At 43.5% G+C, this 17,336-nt stretch carries 12 protein-coding genes; 3 read left to right on the top strand and 9 right to left on the bottom strand.

What is annotated here, in order from left to right; all coding sequences use genetic code 11:
* Positions 1–18 precede the first annotated feature (18 nt).
* Positions 19–1,368, bottom strand: a complete 1,350-nt coding sequence (hcp, locus tag OCU87_RS11945; protein WP_261857231.1) for a hydroxylamine reductase — start codon at positions 1,366–1,368, stop codon at positions 19–21.
* Positions 1,369–1,671: 303 nt separating this feature from the next.
* Between hcp and OCU87_RS11940 the strand changes: the two genes are divergently transcribed.
* Positions 1,672–1,839: a hypothetical protein gene (locus OCU87_RS11940; protein ID WP_157072648.1), complete on the top strand. Its 168-nt coding sequence runs from the start codon at positions 1,672–1,674 to the stop codon at positions 1,837–1,839.
* A gap of 91 nt (positions 1,840–1,930) precedes the next feature.
* On the opposite strand, the gene OCU87_RS11935 is transcribed toward OCU87_RS11940, so the two are convergent.
* The 4 genes from OCU87_RS11935 to nhaC all read right to left on the bottom strand — a co-directional run bounded on the left by OCU87_RS11935 (position 1,931) and on the right by nhaC (position 6,193).
* On the bottom strand, positions 1,931–3,067 hold the full coding sequence (locus OCU87_RS11935) for a M20 family metallopeptidase (protein ID WP_062690997.1): 1,137 nt from the start codon (positions 3,065–3,067) through the stop codon (positions 1,931–1,933).
* Between the two features lie 93 nt (positions 3,068–3,160).
* Positions 3,161–3,622 (bottom strand): YjiG family protein, encoded by a 462-nt coding sequence (locus OCU87_RS11930; RefSeq protein WP_062690998.1) that lies wholly within the window; start codon positions 3,620–3,622, stop codon positions 3,161–3,163.
* On the bottom strand, positions 3,622–4,353 hold the full coding sequence (locus tag OCU87_RS11925) for a nucleoside recognition domain-containing protein (protein ID WP_062690999.1): 732 nt from the start codon (positions 4,351–4,353) through the stop codon (positions 3,622–3,624). The genes OCU87_RS11930 and OCU87_RS11925 overlap by 1 nt, the downstream gene beginning before the upstream one ends.
* Before the next feature lie 397 nt (positions 4,354–4,750).
* A complete protein-coding gene (nhaC, locus tag OCU87_RS11920; RefSeq protein ID WP_062691000.1) occupies positions 4,751–6,193 on the bottom strand; it encodes a Na+/H+ antiporter NhaC in 1,443 nt (480 codons plus the stop codon).
* A 724-nt stretch (positions 6,194–6,917) separates the two neighbouring features.
* Between nhaC and asd the strand changes: the two genes are divergently transcribed.
* On the top strand, positions 6,918–8,036 hold the full coding sequence (gene asd, locus OCU87_RS11915; RefSeq protein WP_062691001.1) for an aspartate-semialdehyde dehydrogenase: 1,119 nt from the start codon (positions 6,918–6,920) through the stop codon (positions 8,034–8,036).
* 138 nt (positions 8,037–8,174) lie between these two features.
* Here asd and sodB read toward each other — a convergent pair whose 3' ends face one another.
* Complete coding sequence (sodB, locus tag OCU87_RS11910) at positions 8,175–8,759, bottom strand: superoxide dismutase [Fe] (RefSeq protein ID WP_062691002.1); 585 nt, start codon at positions 8,757–8,759, stop codon at positions 8,175–8,177.
* Between the two features lie 309 nt (positions 8,760–9,068).
* Here sodB and OCU87_RS11905 point away from each other — a divergent pair, with 309 nt between their 5' ends.
* Positions 9,069–9,407 carry a Grx4 family monothiol glutaredoxin gene (locus OCU87_RS11905; RefSeq protein WP_062691003.1) on the top strand — a complete coding sequence of 113 codons (339 nt, stop codon included), beginning with the start codon at positions 9,069–9,071 and terminating at the stop codon, positions 9,405–9,407.
* 104 nt (positions 9,408–9,511) lie between these two features.
* Here the strand turns inward: OCU87_RS11905 and OCU87_RS11900 are convergent, their stop codons facing one another.
* From OCU87_RS11900 to OCU87_RS11890, 3 genes are all read right to left on the bottom strand, one after another.
* A complete protein-coding gene (locus OCU87_RS11900) occupies positions 9,512–14,077 on the bottom strand; it encodes a transporter substrate-binding domain-containing protein (RefSeq protein WP_261857230.1) in 4,566 nt (1,521 codons plus the stop codon).
* 47 nt (positions 14,078–14,124) lie between these two features.
* Complete coding sequence (locus OCU87_RS11895) at positions 14,125–15,462, bottom strand: response regulator (RefSeq protein WP_261857229.1); 1,338 nt, start codon at positions 15,460–15,462, stop codon at positions 14,125–14,127.
* A 370-nt stretch (positions 15,463–15,832) separates the two neighbouring features.
* Positions 15,833–17,155: a Na+/H+ antiporter family protein gene (locus OCU87_RS11890; RefSeq protein WP_094956437.1), complete on the bottom strand. Its 1,323-nt coding sequence runs from the start codon at positions 17,153–17,155 to the stop codon at positions 15,833–15,835.
* Between the last annotated feature and the right edge of the window lie 181 nt (positions 17,156–17,336).

Below are 17,336 nucleotides of genomic sequence, written 5' to 3'. Positions count from 1 at the left end.
GATAGATATAAAAACGTATTACGCTTCTACAACCTCAATTTTTGGTTGTGGATTTAGCATTTTTACTAAATCTTCTTGTGCATCACCTGTTAGCTGCAGGTTGAACTGCTGCTGTAGGAACGCAAAGATATCTTCGTTTACAAACTCTGGTGGGTTTGGACCTAAGTAGATGTTTTGGATACCTAAGTTGAACAGTGCAAGTAGGATCAGTACCGCTTTTTGCTCCATCCAAGAAAGAACGATGTTCACTGGTAATTCGTTTACAGGTACACCCATCGCATCGCTTAGTGCTAGCGCAATCATTACTGCACCGTAGCTGTCGTTACACTGACCAAGGTCGAGGTAACGAGGGATCTCAGTGCCAGGAATCGTGCCGAAATCGTGATCATTAAAGCGGAATTTACCGCAAGAAGACGTCAAGATGATGCAGTCATCAGGGATAGATAGTGCAAGATCGCGGAAGTAATCGTTCGGTTTACCTGGTTTATCACAACCCGCAACCACGAAGAATCGCTTAATCTTACCTGCGTTAACCGCATCAAGAATTTGTGGTGCTAGACCCAAAATTGTCTTGTAGTTATGGCCCGTCATTAGGGTCTCTTCGCTATCGAAACCTTCAATATCAGGTAGTGCGAGTGTTTGCTCAATAAGCGGTGCGAAGTCATCTTCAAGTTGACGGCAGTTATCAATACCGACAATACCGTAGCTGTATAGACGATCGGCATAATCTGCGCGGCCTGTTGGTGGCACAATACAGTTAGTGGTAACAATGATAGTACCGTTCCATTGTTGGAACAGTTTTTTCTGATCGAACCATGCTTTACCCACGTTACCTTTTAGGTGCGCGTATTTACGCAGTTCAGGGTAACCGTGCGCTGGCAACATCTCTGAGTGGGTGTAGATGTTGATACCTTTGCCTTCAGTTGCAATCAATAGACGCTCAAGTAACTCAAGGTCGTGACCTGTAACTAGGATGCCTTTACCTTCAGCTTTATTCTGTGGAACGCAAACGGGAGTAGGGATCCCTAAGCGACCGTGGTGAGCTTCACCAAGAATAGACATCATCTCGCTACCTGCACCACCAATTTTCATCAGCTGAGCAATGTGCTGGTCGAAGCTGAAGTTTACGTTAGTCAGCGTGAAATACAGTGTCTCTGCGATAACGTCGTCGACAGACTTAGTAGCAGCACCAAGATCGTCAGCATGGGTACGGTATGCTGATAGGCCCTTTAAGCCAAAAATCATAATATCTTGGAGACGTGATAGGTTTTCATCTTTACCACATGTACCTTGTGTTTTACCTGTGCTACCACAGCCGCCACTTTGCGCCATAGAGCACTGGTGACAGAACATTGCTAGGTTCGACATTGCTAGATCCTTTTTAAGGTGTATTTGTTTTGCAACTTTATAGGGTAAGGATAACGAGTGACGATTAATATCGTCATTGATCAGGATCATTAAGTTGTAAGTATAATGCATCTTTAGTCGTGAAATGTAGTATGGGAATGAGTGATTAGCTATAAAGGAGTAGGAGGGATCTTCTATTAATATGCAACTGTGCTTTTCTTGTTTCAGTTTATTCGTGATTAAGGTACTATTCCGCGTCGGATAGCAGTTGCTAGCATATAGTGTGTAATTGCGTTGTTAGGGATAGAGAAAGGCTGATCATTTATGACCTATGCCAGAATGACACGCACCATTCAAAGAAAAGCACACACAGAATCGCGTCAGCACTTATTAAAAGTGAAAGAGAAGTTTCTTCGTCAGTTGTGTGAAGAAAGAGGGCTACTTCCTTGTGAAGAAGTGAAATATGCTGAAAAGGTTGATTTTATTAATTAACGCTTTGAGCGTATTCTTGTAAATATGCAAGATTAAAAAAGGGCGTTTAGCTGCGATGCTAAACGCCCTTTTTGATCAAATTAACGAATGACTACGCCGCTAATTTTTCAAGAACACGCATCAGTAGTTGCACGCGTGGTTCAATAGTATTTAACTCTAAATATTCATCTGCACTGTGGAAACCAGCACCTGCTGGGCCAAAACCATCCAGAGTTGGAATTCCCATTACCGCCGTTAGGTTAGCATCTGAACCGCCACCGACTTCTTGCCATTTAATATCAATACCCAGCTCTTGACCAGATTGCTCTACTAATGCCATTAATGCTTCTGTTTTTTCAGATGGCACCATAGACGGTTTATGTGCTTCACGCTCTACCGTAATCGTTACGCCATCAACAAACGGTGTTTCTGTTAGTGCGCGGATTTTTGCATCGGCCTCCGCATACTCATCGTTATCCCAGAAACGTACATCAACCACGGCTTCAGCGTGATCAGGAACAATGTTTGCGCCTGCACCACCGTTAACCACACCCACGTTCAGAGTGGTGCCAGTTTCAAAGTTAGTGAGAGCATTGATAGCAAGAACCCAGTTTGCCATTTCAGTGATTGCACTACGGCCACTTTGTGGATCGTTACCTGCGTGCGCTGCTTTACCGGCAAAGCCTAAACGGTAGCGAGCCATACCTTTACGCGCTTTTACTAGCGAACCATCAGCACGCGCAGCTTCTGCAACCAAAACGTTCTTCGCGTTAACAGCAACGCTTTTTAGCCACTCTTCAGAATGTAGTGAGCCGATTTCTTCATCAGGGTTCATGCAAATGCAGATAGACAGCTTATCAGTAACTGCTTTATCGATGTTACGTAGGGCATAAACAACGTTCAAAAGACCTGATTTCATGTCTGAAACACCAGGGCCATAGGCACGGTTTTCATCGGTCGTCATTGGGCGAGCCGCTACGGTCCCAACTGGGAATACGGTGTCCATGTGGCCAATCATCATCACATCGATTTGCTCTGAATCAGGCTTGTTACGAACTTCAAGGCCAGTGCCAGCAATGCCACAGTCGACGCGCTTAACGTACCAGCCCATGTCGAGATATTTCTTTTCCATTTGGTTGGCAATCACTTCGATGCCTTCTTTGGTCAAAGTACCGCAATCAACATCGATTAATGGACGAAGTTCTTCTAAGTAGTTTTCTAGTGAAAAATCTTGTAGGGAAATGCTCATATTGACTCCAAAACGCCCTTATTTAGGAGAGAAAGGAAATAAGGGGAATAATGCGAATAAAATAAGAAAGGGCCTGTAAGGCCCTTAAAGTGTTTACACCAAAATGTTCATTACAAACATTGCGGCGAAAGCATTCAGTACAGAGAGTGCAATCATCACAGGGATGTAGCGACCTTCAGTACCAATAGGACCCATGATACGGCCCATGTATTGTACCTGAGAACCCATTAGGTAAATCGCAGGTGCAAGGATTGCGATGTGCTGACCATTAAGAATACCTTGGTCAAACAGTGTGATAACCACACCAACAGCACCACCCATCGACATCCATGCACCGATAAGTACGGCAGCTGCTTCACCTGGTAGGCCGAAGATAGCCATAACAGGCGAGAACAATGTACCCATTAGATCCAGTGCGCCGGTAATTTGTAGTGCTTTGATGATAACAAAAGCCATCAATACGTTAGGAACGGTAGAGGTTGTTGCTATAACCCAGCCTTTTTTAGCACCTTCAACGAAGATGTCAGTCACCATTGGTTTTTTAGCGGCAGTCATTATGCTGTCTCCTCTGTCATTTCTGGTTTCTTGTCTGATTTGTCTTCTTTACCTTCTGTAATGTTTAGGTAAAGACGGAACATGTTTGCACCCACAAATTTGAAGATGAACATGATAGCCACAGCTAAGCCAATTGATGATGTTACTGCAGGCGTACCATCCATATTCGTTAGGGTGAATAGCACGGCACCAGAAGAGAAGAAGTTTACAATCGCAGCACCCGCTGAGAATTGGAACATAGTGAAAACATCGGTTTCGCGCTTGGTGAGGTGACCTTCATCTTTTAGCTGACGGGTCATCGCTGCACCGGCATCAGTACTTTGTAGTGATGCAATTAGAGCAAGGCCTGAGTTACCAGGAATACCCATTAATGGACGAAGAAGAGGTGTTAACAGTTTACGAGCAGCATCCAGTGCGCCGTAATGTTCAAGTACGTTAATCATACCTAAAGCAAACATTACTGTTGGGATCAGGGTTAGTGCAAATAGGAAGCCATCACGTGCACCGCTACCGCCTTTGCCGCGCATAGAGGTGGCTGCTGTTTGGATACCATCTGCAGTTTCATTAACAGAATAAACAACGCTACCAAACGAACCGTTTAGCGTGGTGAAATCGAAAACGCCATACCACTCATTTGACTGTAAAAGACCTGAAAAGAAGACAACAGCAAAGGCGAGGGCAATGTAACTGCCGATCGTGACTTTGCGGCCTTGTTCCGCTGGATTGCTCATAGTGTTACCTCATAGGAATCAACATCGCACTGCGATAAAACCACAAATACATTCATGACCTGTTAATAATGTGAAATAACACATTGGAGTCAAAATGGACGTGGGAAATAAAAAACAGGGGTATTTTCGCTAAATAGGCCGCTAAGTAATTGACCGGGGTCAAGTTGGCTACCGAAATGTAACACTATAGGATTAGTTGATTGTAGATGTGATCTTGATCGCCATTAATTATCTATTCATAAATTGTAATCAAGCAAAAGAGAGATGATTAAAGTACAGTTAAATCAATAGGATAAGTAAAAGTAATGGTGTTGATAAGTTTGGTTTATCTATAATTTCAAGCAAAAAAAAGAGCACCGAAGTGCTCTTTTCTGTTGATAAAAATTGTAACTATTTATTACGCAGTTTGCGTTTTTAGCTCAGCTTCTTCTGCTTTTGCATCAATTTCAGCTTGTGACGTTGGTGGACAACGGTCCACGAACCAACCCATGTAAGACGTTACAATCGTTACGATAATACATACGAAGCTTAACCACATGAATGGTGCGTAAGAGAAGGTTGCCACGCCAAGGATACTGGCCATGTAAATACCGTTATCACTCCACGGCACCATACCTGATGTTAACGTGCCACCGAACTCTGCGTTACGAGATAGGTTCTTACGTTGGTAACCTAGACGGTCGTAGTTCTTCGCACAAATCTTAGGGGTTAGGATTAGTGATACGTACATCGCAGAACCAAATACGTTACCTAAGAACGCCGTTGCGATAGTCGATACAGATAGGCTACCTGCAGAGTTAACACGTTTTTCGAATAGCTTAGCGATAGTTTGTAGAACACCAACTTTATCCAGTAAGCCACCAAAACCAAGACCAAAGACGATAACCGCTACCGAACCTAGCATAGATGACATGCCGCCACGGTTTAAGATTGCATCGATGAAGTCAACGCCAGAGCTGATAGAGAATGGTGCCCATGCTGTGTTGAATGCAACAAGCGGGTCCATATCTTGAACCATTACCGCCCACACAATACCCAGTAGAGAGCCTAGAGAGATAACAGGGAAAGAAGGCATACGCATAGCCAGTAGGCCAAGAACGATAATCACAGGGATAAATGACAGTGGCGTAATAACGAACTGTTGTTCCATTGCAAGAATAACAGAGTCAACCTGTGCCATATCAACATTACCCGCGTAGTGCAGGCCAGCACCAGTAAATAGAATACCGGTAATGATGTAACTGATTAACGCGATAGGTAGCATGCCTTTGATGTGTTCCATTACTTCTACGTTAGACATAGAAGACGCTAGAATCACTGAATCAGACAGTGGTGATAATTTATCACCGAAGTAACAGCCCGAAAGAACCGCACCTGCTGTCATTGGTGCTGGAATACCCAAGCCTTGACCAATGCCCATCATTGCAATACCCGCAGTACCAGCCGCACCCCAAGAGGTACCTGTCGCAAGTGCTGTTAGTGAACAGATGATCATGGTCGCTAAAAGGAAGATCGAAGGGTGAATAGCTTGAAGACCATAATAAATAATGGTTGGAACGATACCGCCCGCAATCCATGTACCTACAAGAGCACCTACTGCCAGTAGGATGAGCACTGCACCTAAACCGTTAGCAATACCTTTTGTTGCCGCTTTTTCTAATGACTTGTAATCATGGCCAAGCTTAACGCCTAAAGCGATGATGACGAACCAACCAATGTAGAGTGCTAGTTGGATGGGTAAATCAAGTTTTGCGGTGAAAGAAAATGCCAGAGCAAGGAAAATGCCTAGAGCTAGGACTACTTGCATTAGCGAAGGTAGTCTTACATTCTGTTTGTCCATACTTCTTAACCTTGTGTATTCGAGCTGTGTAAGAGGGGGGAACCCTAAAATTAGCTTCATCATGAAGTTAATAAATGTAATTGTGATGATTCCAGTGCGAACACCTAAATCTCACTTTTCTAATCGGCGCTACTCTATCGGAATGATTTTGCTATCGCGACAGATAATGTGTCTTTCTGTGACTCTTATCCTTCCTATTCATCAAAGATGATAAAAGTGCTATTTGTTTATTTAATTACTGTTAAATGTTGGTTGCTTTGTTGTGTTTTGGTTGTTTTTTAACTGATGTAACATTGTTTGTTTAATCGCAATATATAGGCTTAATAACTAATTCGAGCTAGATGCCTTGGGATATTAGCCTTAAATATTACGGTCGCGTAGGTTATCAGGGTGTGAGCGGTAATTCAAAAAAAGTAAATATCCATGATTTTTGCTGTTACCAGCTTTAGTCGTCAACTGGTTGTCAAAAGCATCAGAAAAGGAGTTAGTCGTTGGCTATTTAAACATTAGTTGTTTGTTTAGTGGCCCAGATTAAGTGTTGATGGATAATAGTTTAATTGTAAATGCTAAAGGTAGTCTGCAAGAACTGAATGCATATGACTGACTTCTGTTACTTTTGCGAAGAAGCACTTTATGCATGCTTAATTATAAAATTTGCTTGTTTTTCGTGCTTTAAAACTCTATAGATGGGACTGCGAATGAATAACAGGGAGCGTAGGAAGTAATGATGAAAGTAGGTTTAGTTGGTTGGCGTGGAATGGTGGGCTCTGTGCTCATGCAGCGAATGGTAGAAGAGCGAGATTTTGATCAAATCGAACCTACCTTTTATACAACTTCACAAGTTGGTATCCCTGCGCCGAACTATGGGAAAGATGCCGGGTTACTTCAAGACGCATTCGATATTGAAAGCTTAAAGCAACTTGATACGATCGTGACCTGTCAAGGCGGTGGATACACAGAAAAAGTATACCCTGCATTACGTCAAGCTGGGTGGAAAGGCTACTGGATTGATGCCGCATCAACGTTGCGGATGAAAGACGATGCCATTATCACGTTAGACCCTGTTAACTTTGACCAGATTCAACAAGGTATTCATTCTGGAATAAAAACCTATGTAGGCGGTAACTGTACCGTTAGTTTGATGCTAATGGCGGTGGGCGGTCTATATAAAGCGGGCTTGGTTGAATGGATGACATCACAAACGTACCAAGCGGCATCAGGTGCTGGCGCGAAAAATATGCGTGAGTTGATTGGCCAAATGGGGGTGATCAACGACACAGTGACTAGCGAGTTGGCTGATCCATCAACATCTATTCTTGATATTGACCGTAAGGTAGCTGAAACCTTGCGCTCTTCTAGTTTCCCTTCTCAAGAGTTTGGGGCGCCATTAGCTGGTTCATTGATCCCTTGGATCGATGTGAAACGCGATAACGGTCAGTCGAAAGAAGAATGGAAAGCATCGGTTGAAACAAATAAAATTTTGGGGCTAGATGCGAAACCGATTCCTATTGATGGTACTTGTGTGCGAATTGGCGCTATGCGTTGTCACAGTCAGGCTTTAACGATCAAACTAAAGCAGGGTGTGCCGCTTGATGAAATCGAAGGCATTATTGCATCGCACAATGACTGGGTGAAAGTGATCCCCAATGATCGTGATGTGACAGTGCAAGAGCTTAGCCCCGCTAAAGTAACAGGAACACTATCAGTGCCTGTTGGCCGTTTACGTAAGTTGGCGATGGGTGATGATTACCTGAATGCCTTTACTGTCGGTGACCAATTGCTATGGGGAGCCGCTGAGCCACTTCGCCGTACGCTTCGTATTATCTTGGCTGAAAAAGCTTAACGATTGCATGATGGCGCTAAGCTAAGCGTGTCATCATAGTAAAAATGCTGAAGATAGACACATACAAAAAGACCTCGCATTGCGAGGTCTTTTTCATTGGGGGAAATTTTCATCACCGAAATGATGACCTAGACAAAATTAAGCCGCTAGGTTTTTCGCTACGAATTCCCAGTTTACAAGTGCCCAGAAAGCAGCCATGTAATCAGGGCGAACGTTACGGAAATCGATGTAGTAAGCGTGTTCCCACAGGTCAACCGTTAGAAGTGGTGTAACACCTTCTTCTGTTAGTGGCGTTGCAGCATTAGACGTATTAACGATGTCTAGAGAGCCGTCTGCTTTTTTCACTAACCAAGTCCAAGAAGAACCGAAGTTGTTGATTGCAGAATCTGTGAATTTTGCTTTGAATTCTTCGAAAGAACCAAATGATTTAGCAATTGCGTCTGCAACTTCACCTGTTGGTTCACCGCCTGCGTTAGGGCTTAGGCAGTGCCAGTAGAAAGTGTGGTTCCAGATTTGTGCAGCATTGTTGAATACGCCACCAGTAGAAGTCTTGATGATTTCTTCTAGTGATTTTTCAGCAAGCTCAGTACCTTCAACAAGACCATTTAGCTTAACCACGTAAGTGTTGTGGTGTTTACCATGGTGAAACTCTAGAGTCTCTTGAGAGATATGTGGTTCTAGTGCGTTGATAGCGTACGGTAGAGCTGGTAATTCAAATGCCATTGCTCGGATCTCCATTTTGGTATTTGAGAGGGCAAGCCCTCGACATTGCTTCCTGTAGTACCTCTTCATCGGAGCCACTACGAATTATTTTAATTTTTTAAACTGACCTAGCTATTTTAGCAAGTTTTTACTTTATTAAAAGCCCTGACCCTAAAAAATTACCCTTAAAAATTTTAGGCGTTTTTTTCCTAAGCCTGAACGAGTAGAATGGCACGTTAAAACATTTATTTGGTAGGCTTGTTTTATAACGGCAGTGCCCCCATCAAGTAGATATACTTAAAGATAAGCAATTGGTCGTAAGAGGAAGTTATGGAAACTATCGATAAAATTAAGCAGCAGATCTCTGAAAACGCAATCTTGTTGTACATGAAGGGCTCCCCTAAACTACCTAGCTGTGGTTTTTCTTCACAAGCCTCTCAAGCACTAATGGGTTGTGGTGAGAAGTTCGCTTACGTTGATATCCTACAAAACCCTGATATCCGTGCTGAGCTTCCTGCATACGCACAATGGCCAACATTCCCACAACTATGGGTTGAAGGCGAGCTAGTTGGTGGTTGTGACATCATCATGGAAATGTTCCAAAAAGGTGAGCTTCAGCCACTTGTTAAAGAAGCCGCTGCTCGTCGTGACGGTGAAGCAGCAGAATAAATTCTGATGTAAAAACTGTGCTACGTATTTAGAAGCCCTGCAAGTATATGCAGGGCTTTTTGTTGGTTTCAATTTGATGGCTCGAGTTTAGTCAGCTTTGGTGTTTACATAGCGAGTAGCAACGTGGTTTGCTTTTCTAGCTGTGCCATACAGTGCTCAATATCCTCATCTAGACCTACTATTTCATCTTGCTTGATAGCTAAATGTTGCTGCGTGATGTGATGGTCAAATTTGTCTTGGGTTAGTGTTTCAATGCTAGCGAGCAGTTCGGCGATATCATCACAAGCGATCATCTTTGCGGCCCCTTTCATCCGATGAGCGATTTGCGAAGCTTGCTGATATTGATGTTGATTGAGTGCATCATTTAATTGCGTGATGTCTTTACAGTGGTTCTCGATAAACTCTGCTATTAAGCCATTGACCGTTGCTTGATCTCCAAATAACTCAAGCAGTAATGCTTGATTAATGAGTGTCGTTGATATTGCTGTCGTTTGGTTGCGCTGAGAAAAGCTGTTAAGCGTGTCTGCCTGTATCCAATTTTCTTCTTTGTCAGCTGAGCCTTGACTCGATTGCTGCCCATGGTGGTTTTGCTGATTAAAAGAGTTGTCAATTGCGCCAAACAAATCTGAAAAGTCATCGGTTAGCGCTTGGTGACTTGCTTCGGCATTTACGTCGATACTCGCTTTTATTTGTGCTTGTCGTTGATCTCCTTGTTGGCTGTTCTCTTTTTCCTTGGTGGTTTCGGTGGCGGTAACACGCTCAGGCAACCACTTTTCAATGGTCATGCGTAGCTGTTCTATCGAGACTGGTTTAACGAGGAAGTCATTCATTCCGTATTCAAAGCAGTGCGCGTCTTCGCCTTGGACTGCATTGGCCGTTAGCGCCACTATAGGTAGCTGCCAAGCATTTATCTGACGGCTCTGTTTTTCTGAAGCATGGTCTGATTCATCAAGTACTTCATACTGGGCTGTAAAACTTCGGCCCATTTCTGTTAACCAATCCGATGTTTCTTCTGCGCTGGTTAACTGGGTTATTGCCGTCGCAGTTGAAATTGAAGTTGAAGTTTCAGCCGAAAATAATTCTGCACAACGGCTTTCTTGTGAGCGAATAGAGGCAGATAAGGTATATCCATCCATTTCGGGCATGTGACAGTCGGTAAGTAATAATCCATATCTGTGCTTTTTTAGTGCTTCAAAAGCGAGCACACCATTTTCAACAATGTCGGCTTGTACCCCTATACGCTCTAATTGTTTTTTGATCACTTGCTGATTGATTGGATGATCTTCTGCGACCAAAATTAGACGTCCTGATTGCTCTGCCTGCTCTCGGCTTTCTTTGTATTTGTTCTTTATGCTGTGGTTTTTGCTATGGCTGACGATTGGTTCGTGGCTAACCGGTTTGGTTAACACATGGATGAGGTTATCCGGTAAAAGCGGGTTTACCGATAAACACCATGACATGCCGAGTGGTTCTGGCGATAGCATGGGGTTTTGATTAATAACAATAATATTGGTCGTAACGGGTAACTGCTGTATCCAAGCATCTGTAATTGAAAGCTGTTGCCACAGTGACATGGCAATCACCACATGCGAAGGGTGAACCGACGTTATGTGTAATTGCAGTAAATCGAGATGATTAGCTTGAATCACTTTCGGCGTTAGCCCTAAGTGTTTTAGGTAATGGCAAAGCTCTTCTTGTTGAATGAAATAGCCCAGAATTAAGCATTGCTTAGTGAGTTTTGGATAGTTTTTTCTTGCTTGTTGGGTCGCTGTTGGTGGCAAGGCTAAAGCCTTGGGGGTCTCTGGCTGTTGCTGGCTTCGTGGGATATCGAACGTGACGCTAAATGCACTGCCTTTGCCTTCCTCGCTTTGTAGTTGCAAACTGCCGTGCATTTGCTCTATCAGTTTCCGAGCAATAGCAAGGCCTAATCCAGTGCCTCCAAAGCGACGGCTGGTGGTGCTGTCGGCTTGTTCAAATGGTTGAAACAGTGCGTGTTGTTTGCCTTTGGCTATACCAATGCCAGTATCTGTGACGGTTAATTTTACCTTTTGGCATAATGGTTGGTTTGCTGTTTTTTCTTTTAGTACATCAACAGACAGTGAGATCGTGCCATGTTCGGTGAATTTAATCGCATTATTTAAGAAGTTATTTAGTATTTGATGAATACGAATGTCATCAGCAAACAGCCACTGAGCAAGCCGTGGATCTTGCCAGTAATGGAAGGCAAGCCCTTTTTGCTGAGCATGAATAGACTGCGGCTGCACAATACGAGCGAGCACTTTTCCCAGCTCTATATCCGTCGGGTTTATATCTAGTTTTCCTGCTTCAATCTTGGAGTAGTCCAGTACATCGTTAACGATGTGAAGTAGGTTGCGAGCAGATTGGTGTAATCCACCGTGTAAACTTTGCAGTTCATCGTTTAAGGTGTGTTCCTGCATTAATTCTAAAAGACCAAGAATCCCGCTGATAGGCGTACGTACTTCATGGCTTATCGTGGCAAGAAATTGTGATTTTGCGGCAGTAGCGATTTCAGCCTTATGGCGAGCATTTTCTAACGCAAGCTGCTGTTGTTTGAGTAGTGATATATCTGTGATGACGGTATTCCAATCATAACTGTGTTCATCACGCACTGTAATTTGGCTTTTAAACTGTACCCACTTGCTATCGCAATCATTGCCTTTTATTTGCTGCTCGCTTTCCCAATGACCAGCTTGTAATGCTAATAACATGCTGCTTTCCAGCTCGTCGTAATCCAATGCGATAATTTGTTCAAATAAACAGTGTGGGTTTGCTTCGACGGTGGCGACATCAAATCCAAACATCTCTTGCACACCCGCACTAATGAAGCTGTAGTGAAAGTGTAAAGGACGATCGGCAAATGTCTGGACATGTTGGAGCACAACGCCATCAATGTTATCTGCTAATGTATGAAGGTGTAATTCGGCGGCTTTAGCCCGTAACTCCGCTTGCTTTCGTTGCTGAATTTCTGCCGCCATTTTACGATTCCATAGAATGATGCACGTAATCACGACAGTAATGATTAATGTGAGTAATCCAGCCCATTTAGCAACGGCACGCGGTGATAAACCTTCTTGATATTCATAAGTTAGCCACTTTTGTTCAAGCCTAGATAGTTCTGAAGTAGGAATAGCATGGATGGCTTTATTTATAATACTTAGCAGCATAGGGTGACGAAAATTAATGGCGAAACTGAGTGGAACGTGGTTTTGCTCGCTAATCTTCCCATTAATCTTAAACTGCCCGACATAGTTGTTGTGTAGCAATGGTGATGCGAAGTGAAGAGAGGCAAGCGCATTATCAACTTCACTTTTCTGTAATGCTTGAAAAGCAGAAACATGGTTAATAAAAGGAATGGGGACACAACTTAAACACAATGTAGGTAAGAGGGCTTCACCACCAGAACCGACAATAATGGCGACCCGCTCTGTTCCATTAGGCATAAAATTAGTGAGCTGTTCTGAGCGACTGAGTACCACCCAGGGCTCGTTAGTATATGGGAGGGAGAAGTCCATCACGCGCACTGTTTCGTTGGTAGGGGTGACGGCTGACAGCATCATTAATTCGCCGTCAGTGAATGCTTGCTGAGTTGACGAAAATACAGGAAGTGCTGATGAGATAAATTTCACACCTAACATATTACTTAATAGTGATAAGACGTCGGCACTTAGGCCATCATGCTGCTTTCGTTCATTCATAAAATCAAAAGGCGCCCACTGTCGGTGAACACCTATACTGATTTTAGGATTTTTTGCGAGCCAATTTTTTTCATCTTGCGTGAGTCCAATTTGTCCATAGTCGACCATCATGGTGCGCTGAGAAGGGCTAAACCACTGATTGTAAACGGATTGTAGCGCGTTGGCTTTAATGTCTTCTAATGCAAAATTGATGCGGCTAAGTAATTTATGTTTTCCCTTATGGACGGCGAGATGTAAATGATCTGGGGGAAGATCGGGCAACAGTGAAAGGGTAAGATCATTATGAACTTGATCGCGCAGCAGAGTTGATAAGGCGAGGGCATCGCCAATATAACCATCAGAACGACCTGTGTTGACAGCATCAAGGGCGTCTTGACTGCTGTTCTCTGTTCTAATTAGGCTTTGTGGCAGCAGGTTAGGTATTAATTCGTTTAATGCAAACCCTTTCTCTATCGCTAATATGTCACCGGTCAAATCTTGAAGTGAGTTAACTGTTTTCTGTTGAGTGATCACCGCGCGGCGAATTGAAAACATAGGTTCACTGAATGCCATGTATTGTTGGCGGTCAAATGTGGCTGAAACACCAATGAGCATATCAAGGTCATTGGCTTTAAAGGCTGTAACGACATCACTGTAGGTTGGGTATAAACGGATCTCGAATCGAAATTCAGCTTGTATCGCGATCAGCTCCAGCATAGTAATCAGTAATCCTTCAGTGATGATTTCACCACTCTTTGTTTGTCGCTGATAACTGTAGGGCACTAAATCATACGCGGGTAGGCCGACGGTGATCACAGGGCGAGGATCTGTGGGCACTGTATTGGTTGTTTGGTTAGCAAAGCCAGTTAATGGTTGGACAAAAAATAGAACAACAAAGGCAAGGCTAATTGCTTTGGCGTGGTGAATAGCACGCTGATAAATAGCGTAAGCCTGTGGCGGTGTAAACATGAACATAAATAGAGTGACATCCTGTCTTATTATTTTCTTTATGCGTATAGGCACTATGGCTCGGCGTTGGCGAGATCAATCTTTACGGTCAGAGAATGATAATCGATTTTTTGTAGTGCTTGCTGTTGTAACTCGGATAATCCATTACCTTGTTGGTTAAGTAAGTTTTCTAGCTTACTGCGCAGCGGTCTAAACTTGTTATCCCCTAAAGTTTGGTAACACAGACAAAGCAAGTAGTAGGCTTCGATGTCCGAGGGTAAATATTCGTCCTCTCGGATAGCGGCAAGGAGCACTCGAGCCAGCTCAGTCTCATTGAGTTGAAGTAATTGCAGGCAGCGGCAGAGCTTTAAAATAGGTTTTGATAATGTCGCTGGTTTTTCTGAACGAGACAATCGTTGCCATGCTGATTCAGCCCGCCATACCTTCAGTTTATCTTCTGGCAAGTTTAATATATCCACCCACAAAACAAGTACACGTTTTCCTGCACTGTCCCATATAGAATTGGGGATGAGGGGCGCCAAACTCAGAATATAAGGTTTGGCTAAATGGATATCATGTGACATTAACTGAATCCAAATCATATCTAAAGTCAGTGCGATATTACTGGTGTTTACAGCAAGGACTTGTTGTATTAATACCTGCGCATCGTCATATTTTTTTGCGCGCAGGCATATTTTTACTTTTAACTGCAATAGCTTGATATTTCGATGGTTGTCACTAAGCAGGCTATCAACTTGAGTGAGTGCGTCTTGGTAGTGCTGCTGTGCATGACTGATTTCAACGAGTTTGATCCGTGCGGGTAGATAATCGTGTAGTTTTAATAGTCCATTGAGCATGGCTGTTGCTTCTGCAAATTGCGCTTCTTTTATCAATATGTTGGACATATAGATAATTGATTCTTTGAGCGTGGCGGGATCGGGTGATTGAGCAAACAGTGGTTTCACAGCGTTCAAGCCACTTTTAGTGAAGGCTTGTTCTAGCGTTGAAAAAAATTGCTGGCGAGTCAGACCGTTAGTAACGCGCTTGATAATGTCATCCGCTCTGATGGGTTTAATCAAGTAGCCGTCAGGCTCAAATTTCGAATAACCAAAGAAGATGTCTTGGCTGTCGTTTCCTGTTACGACAAAGACTAATGTTTGTGCTTTGATGAGCTCTTTTAACCGTAAATACTCAAGCAGCTGTAAGCCCGTACTGCCAGTTCCTAGGTGATGGTCTATCAGTAAAATATCGAAACGGTGACTGCGGCAAGCTCTCACTGCACCCTGTGCGTTAGCGGTACTGACGATATTATTGGTGGGCACGCCTAATTTGATCAATAAAGCGCGGGTGGCGCTTTGGATCATATTGCTATCATCAATGATCAAGTATTTCGACTGGGCGAGTATGTCCATATAGTAGCCTTATGACGAAGTGATTTGCTCTGGTTTAGTTTAATTCGTTATGGTTCCAGAGTTGAGTTGATTAATTTTTTCAATGGCTTATTGCCTAGATAAGTCTAGCAGTTGATTTATTCATTAATAAACAAATATGCAGCAAATGTAATAAGTTTGATGTATGTCTCTAGGGGCATATATATGCTTACTAGCAGCTCGTCATACCGTTATTCGTCAATAAGAGAAGAAAGAAAAAATGAGAATAAGTAAAGGGGGAGAGTGAGGCTCTAGGGGGGGGGAGATACATAACGTGACATTGATATGCAGAACAATAAAAAAGACCGCCGAAGCGATCTTTTAAAAGGAGGTCGTCTTTAGCAAGAGTGCCTTACAGCACCATAGACGCTATCCAACCAAATGCAATCAAGGATAAGTTGTAGTGCAAGAAGGTCGGAACAACCGTTTCCCAGATATGTTCGTGTTGACCATCGGCATTCAGACCGGCTGTTGGACCTAACGTTGAGTCTGAAGCAGGAGAACCGGCATCACCTAGCGCTGCAGCAGTACCAACCAATGCAATAGTTGCCATTGGCGAGAAACCAAAGGTTAAACAAAGCGGCACATAAATTGTCGCTAGAATGGGAATGGTCGAGAACGATGAGCCAATACCCATAGTTACCAACAAACCAACAACCAGCATCAATAATGCGGCTAGTGGTTTGTTATCACCAATGACATCAGCCAGTGAGGCAACCAGTGTTTCAACACCACCTGTTGCTTTCATCACCGCCGCAAAACCCGCGGCTGCAATCATGATGAAGCCGATCATTGCCATCATGTGAACACCTTTGGTGAAGACATCATGGGTTTCTTTCCACTTAATCACACCACCAAAAGTAAACATCATGAAGCCAACTAGGCCACCGATGATCATTGAGCCACTAAATAGCTGCGCACCCAGCGCGGCAATGATAGCACCAACAGCAATGTAGACATGCTTCATGTTGATTTGTGCTTGTTCTGGCTCGTTCGCAAGGATCTTCTCTTCAGAATACTCGCGAGGTTTGCGGTAACTGAAAAATACCGCGGTGAGTAAGCCGAACACCATACCAGCTGCTGGCAGTAGCATTGCCACTGGCACTTGGCTAGCAACAACATCTAATCCGTTATCATGCAGGTTTTTAAGCAAGATGTTGTTTAGGAATATCCCACCAAAACCAACAGGAAGTACCATGTAAGGCGTAACTAGGCCAAAAGTTAGTACACAAGCAATCAGACGACGGTCTAATTTCAATTTCGCAAATACATGCAATAGCGGCGGGATAACAATAGGAATAAACGCAATATGCACTGGAATAGCATTCTGAGAAGAGACGGCTAATAGCAGTAAAATGGTGAGAACGCTGTATTTCACGCCAGTTGCGGCAGCGGCATTATGGTGGCCACTGATACGTTTAATGACTTTTTGTGCAAGTACATCAGTAATGCCTGAACGCGAAATCGCGACAGCAAAAGTACCTAACATGGCGTAACTTAATGCAGTTGTTGCACCGCCGCCTAGGCCGCCTTCAAAAGCTGCGACAGTGTCTGCGAGGGGCATCCCGCCCACAAGGCCACCTAAAATGGCGCTAAAGGTCAGTGCTACGACAACGTTGACTCGCATCAAAGCGAGAATCAACATTACGCACACTGAAATTATTACTGGGTTCATAAAAACTAAAGTCCGTCAGTTTGTTTGTTATTTAGTATGGATGTTGTTTTCTTAGGGCTGTTTTGCTCCGATTAGTCAGTTTGCTGAATTTTTCCCACATGTCGAGCCTTTATTCATGTTTGTAGCGAATTAATCCGAAACGTATGCTTATTGTGTCGCATGTCTTAGTCTTGTCATTATC

It is taken from the genome of Photobacterium sanguinicancri (assembly GCF_024346675.1).
GTDB lineage: Bacteria > Pseudomonadota > Gammaproteobacteria > Enterobacterales > Vibrionaceae > Photobacterium > Photobacterium sanguinicancri.
The sequence above is the reverse complement of the archived record's forward strand: the minus strand, read 5'-3'. Positions and strand labels throughout refer to the sequence as shown.

Excerpts from the sequence above, each read along its gene's own strand:
- hcp (WP_261857231.1), bottom strand. The coding sequence starts at position 1,368 with ATGTCGAACCTAGCAATGTTCTGTCACCAGTGCTCTATGGCGCAAAGT.
- OCU87_RS11940 (WP_157072648.1), top strand. The coding sequence starts at position 1,672 with ATGACCTATGCCAGAATGACACGCACCATTCAAAGAAAAGCACACACA.
- OCU87_RS11935 (WP_062690997.1), bottom strand. The coding sequence starts at position 3,067 with ATGAGCATTTCCCTACAAGATTTTTCACTAGAAAACTACTTAGAAGAA.
- OCU87_RS11930 (WP_062690998.1), bottom strand. The coding sequence starts at position 3,622 with ATGACTGCCGCTAAAAAACCAATGGTGACTGACATCTTCGTTGAAGGT.
- OCU87_RS11925 (WP_062690999.1), bottom strand. The coding sequence starts at position 4,353 with ATGAGCAATCCAGCGGAACAAGGCCGCAAAGTCACGATCGGCAGTTAC.
- nhaC (WP_062691000.1), bottom strand. The coding sequence starts at position 6,193 with ATGGACAAACAGAATGTAAGACTACCTTCGCTAATGCAAGTAGTCCTA.
- asd (WP_062691001.1), top strand. The coding sequence starts at position 6,918 with ATGATGAAAGTAGGTTTAGTTGGTTGGCGTGGAATGGTGGGCTCTGTG.
- sodB (WP_062691002.1), bottom strand. The coding sequence starts at position 8,759 with ATGGCATTTGAATTACCAGCTCTACCGTACGCTATCAACGCACTAGAA.
- OCU87_RS11905 (WP_062691003.1), top strand. The coding sequence starts at position 9,069 with ATGGAAACTATCGATAAAATTAAGCAGCAGATCTCTGAAAACGCAATC.
- OCU87_RS11900 (WP_261857230.1), bottom strand. The coding sequence starts at position 14,077 with ATGTTCATGTTTACACCGCCACAGGCTTACGCTATTTATCAGCGTGCT.
- OCU87_RS11895 (WP_261857229.1), bottom strand. The coding sequence starts at position 15,462 with ATGGACATACTCGCCCAGTCGAAATACTTGATCATTGATGATAGCAAT.
- OCU87_RS11890 (WP_094956437.1), bottom strand. The coding sequence starts at position 17,155 with ATGAACCCAGTAATAATTTCAGTGTGCGTAATGTTGATTCTCGCTTTG.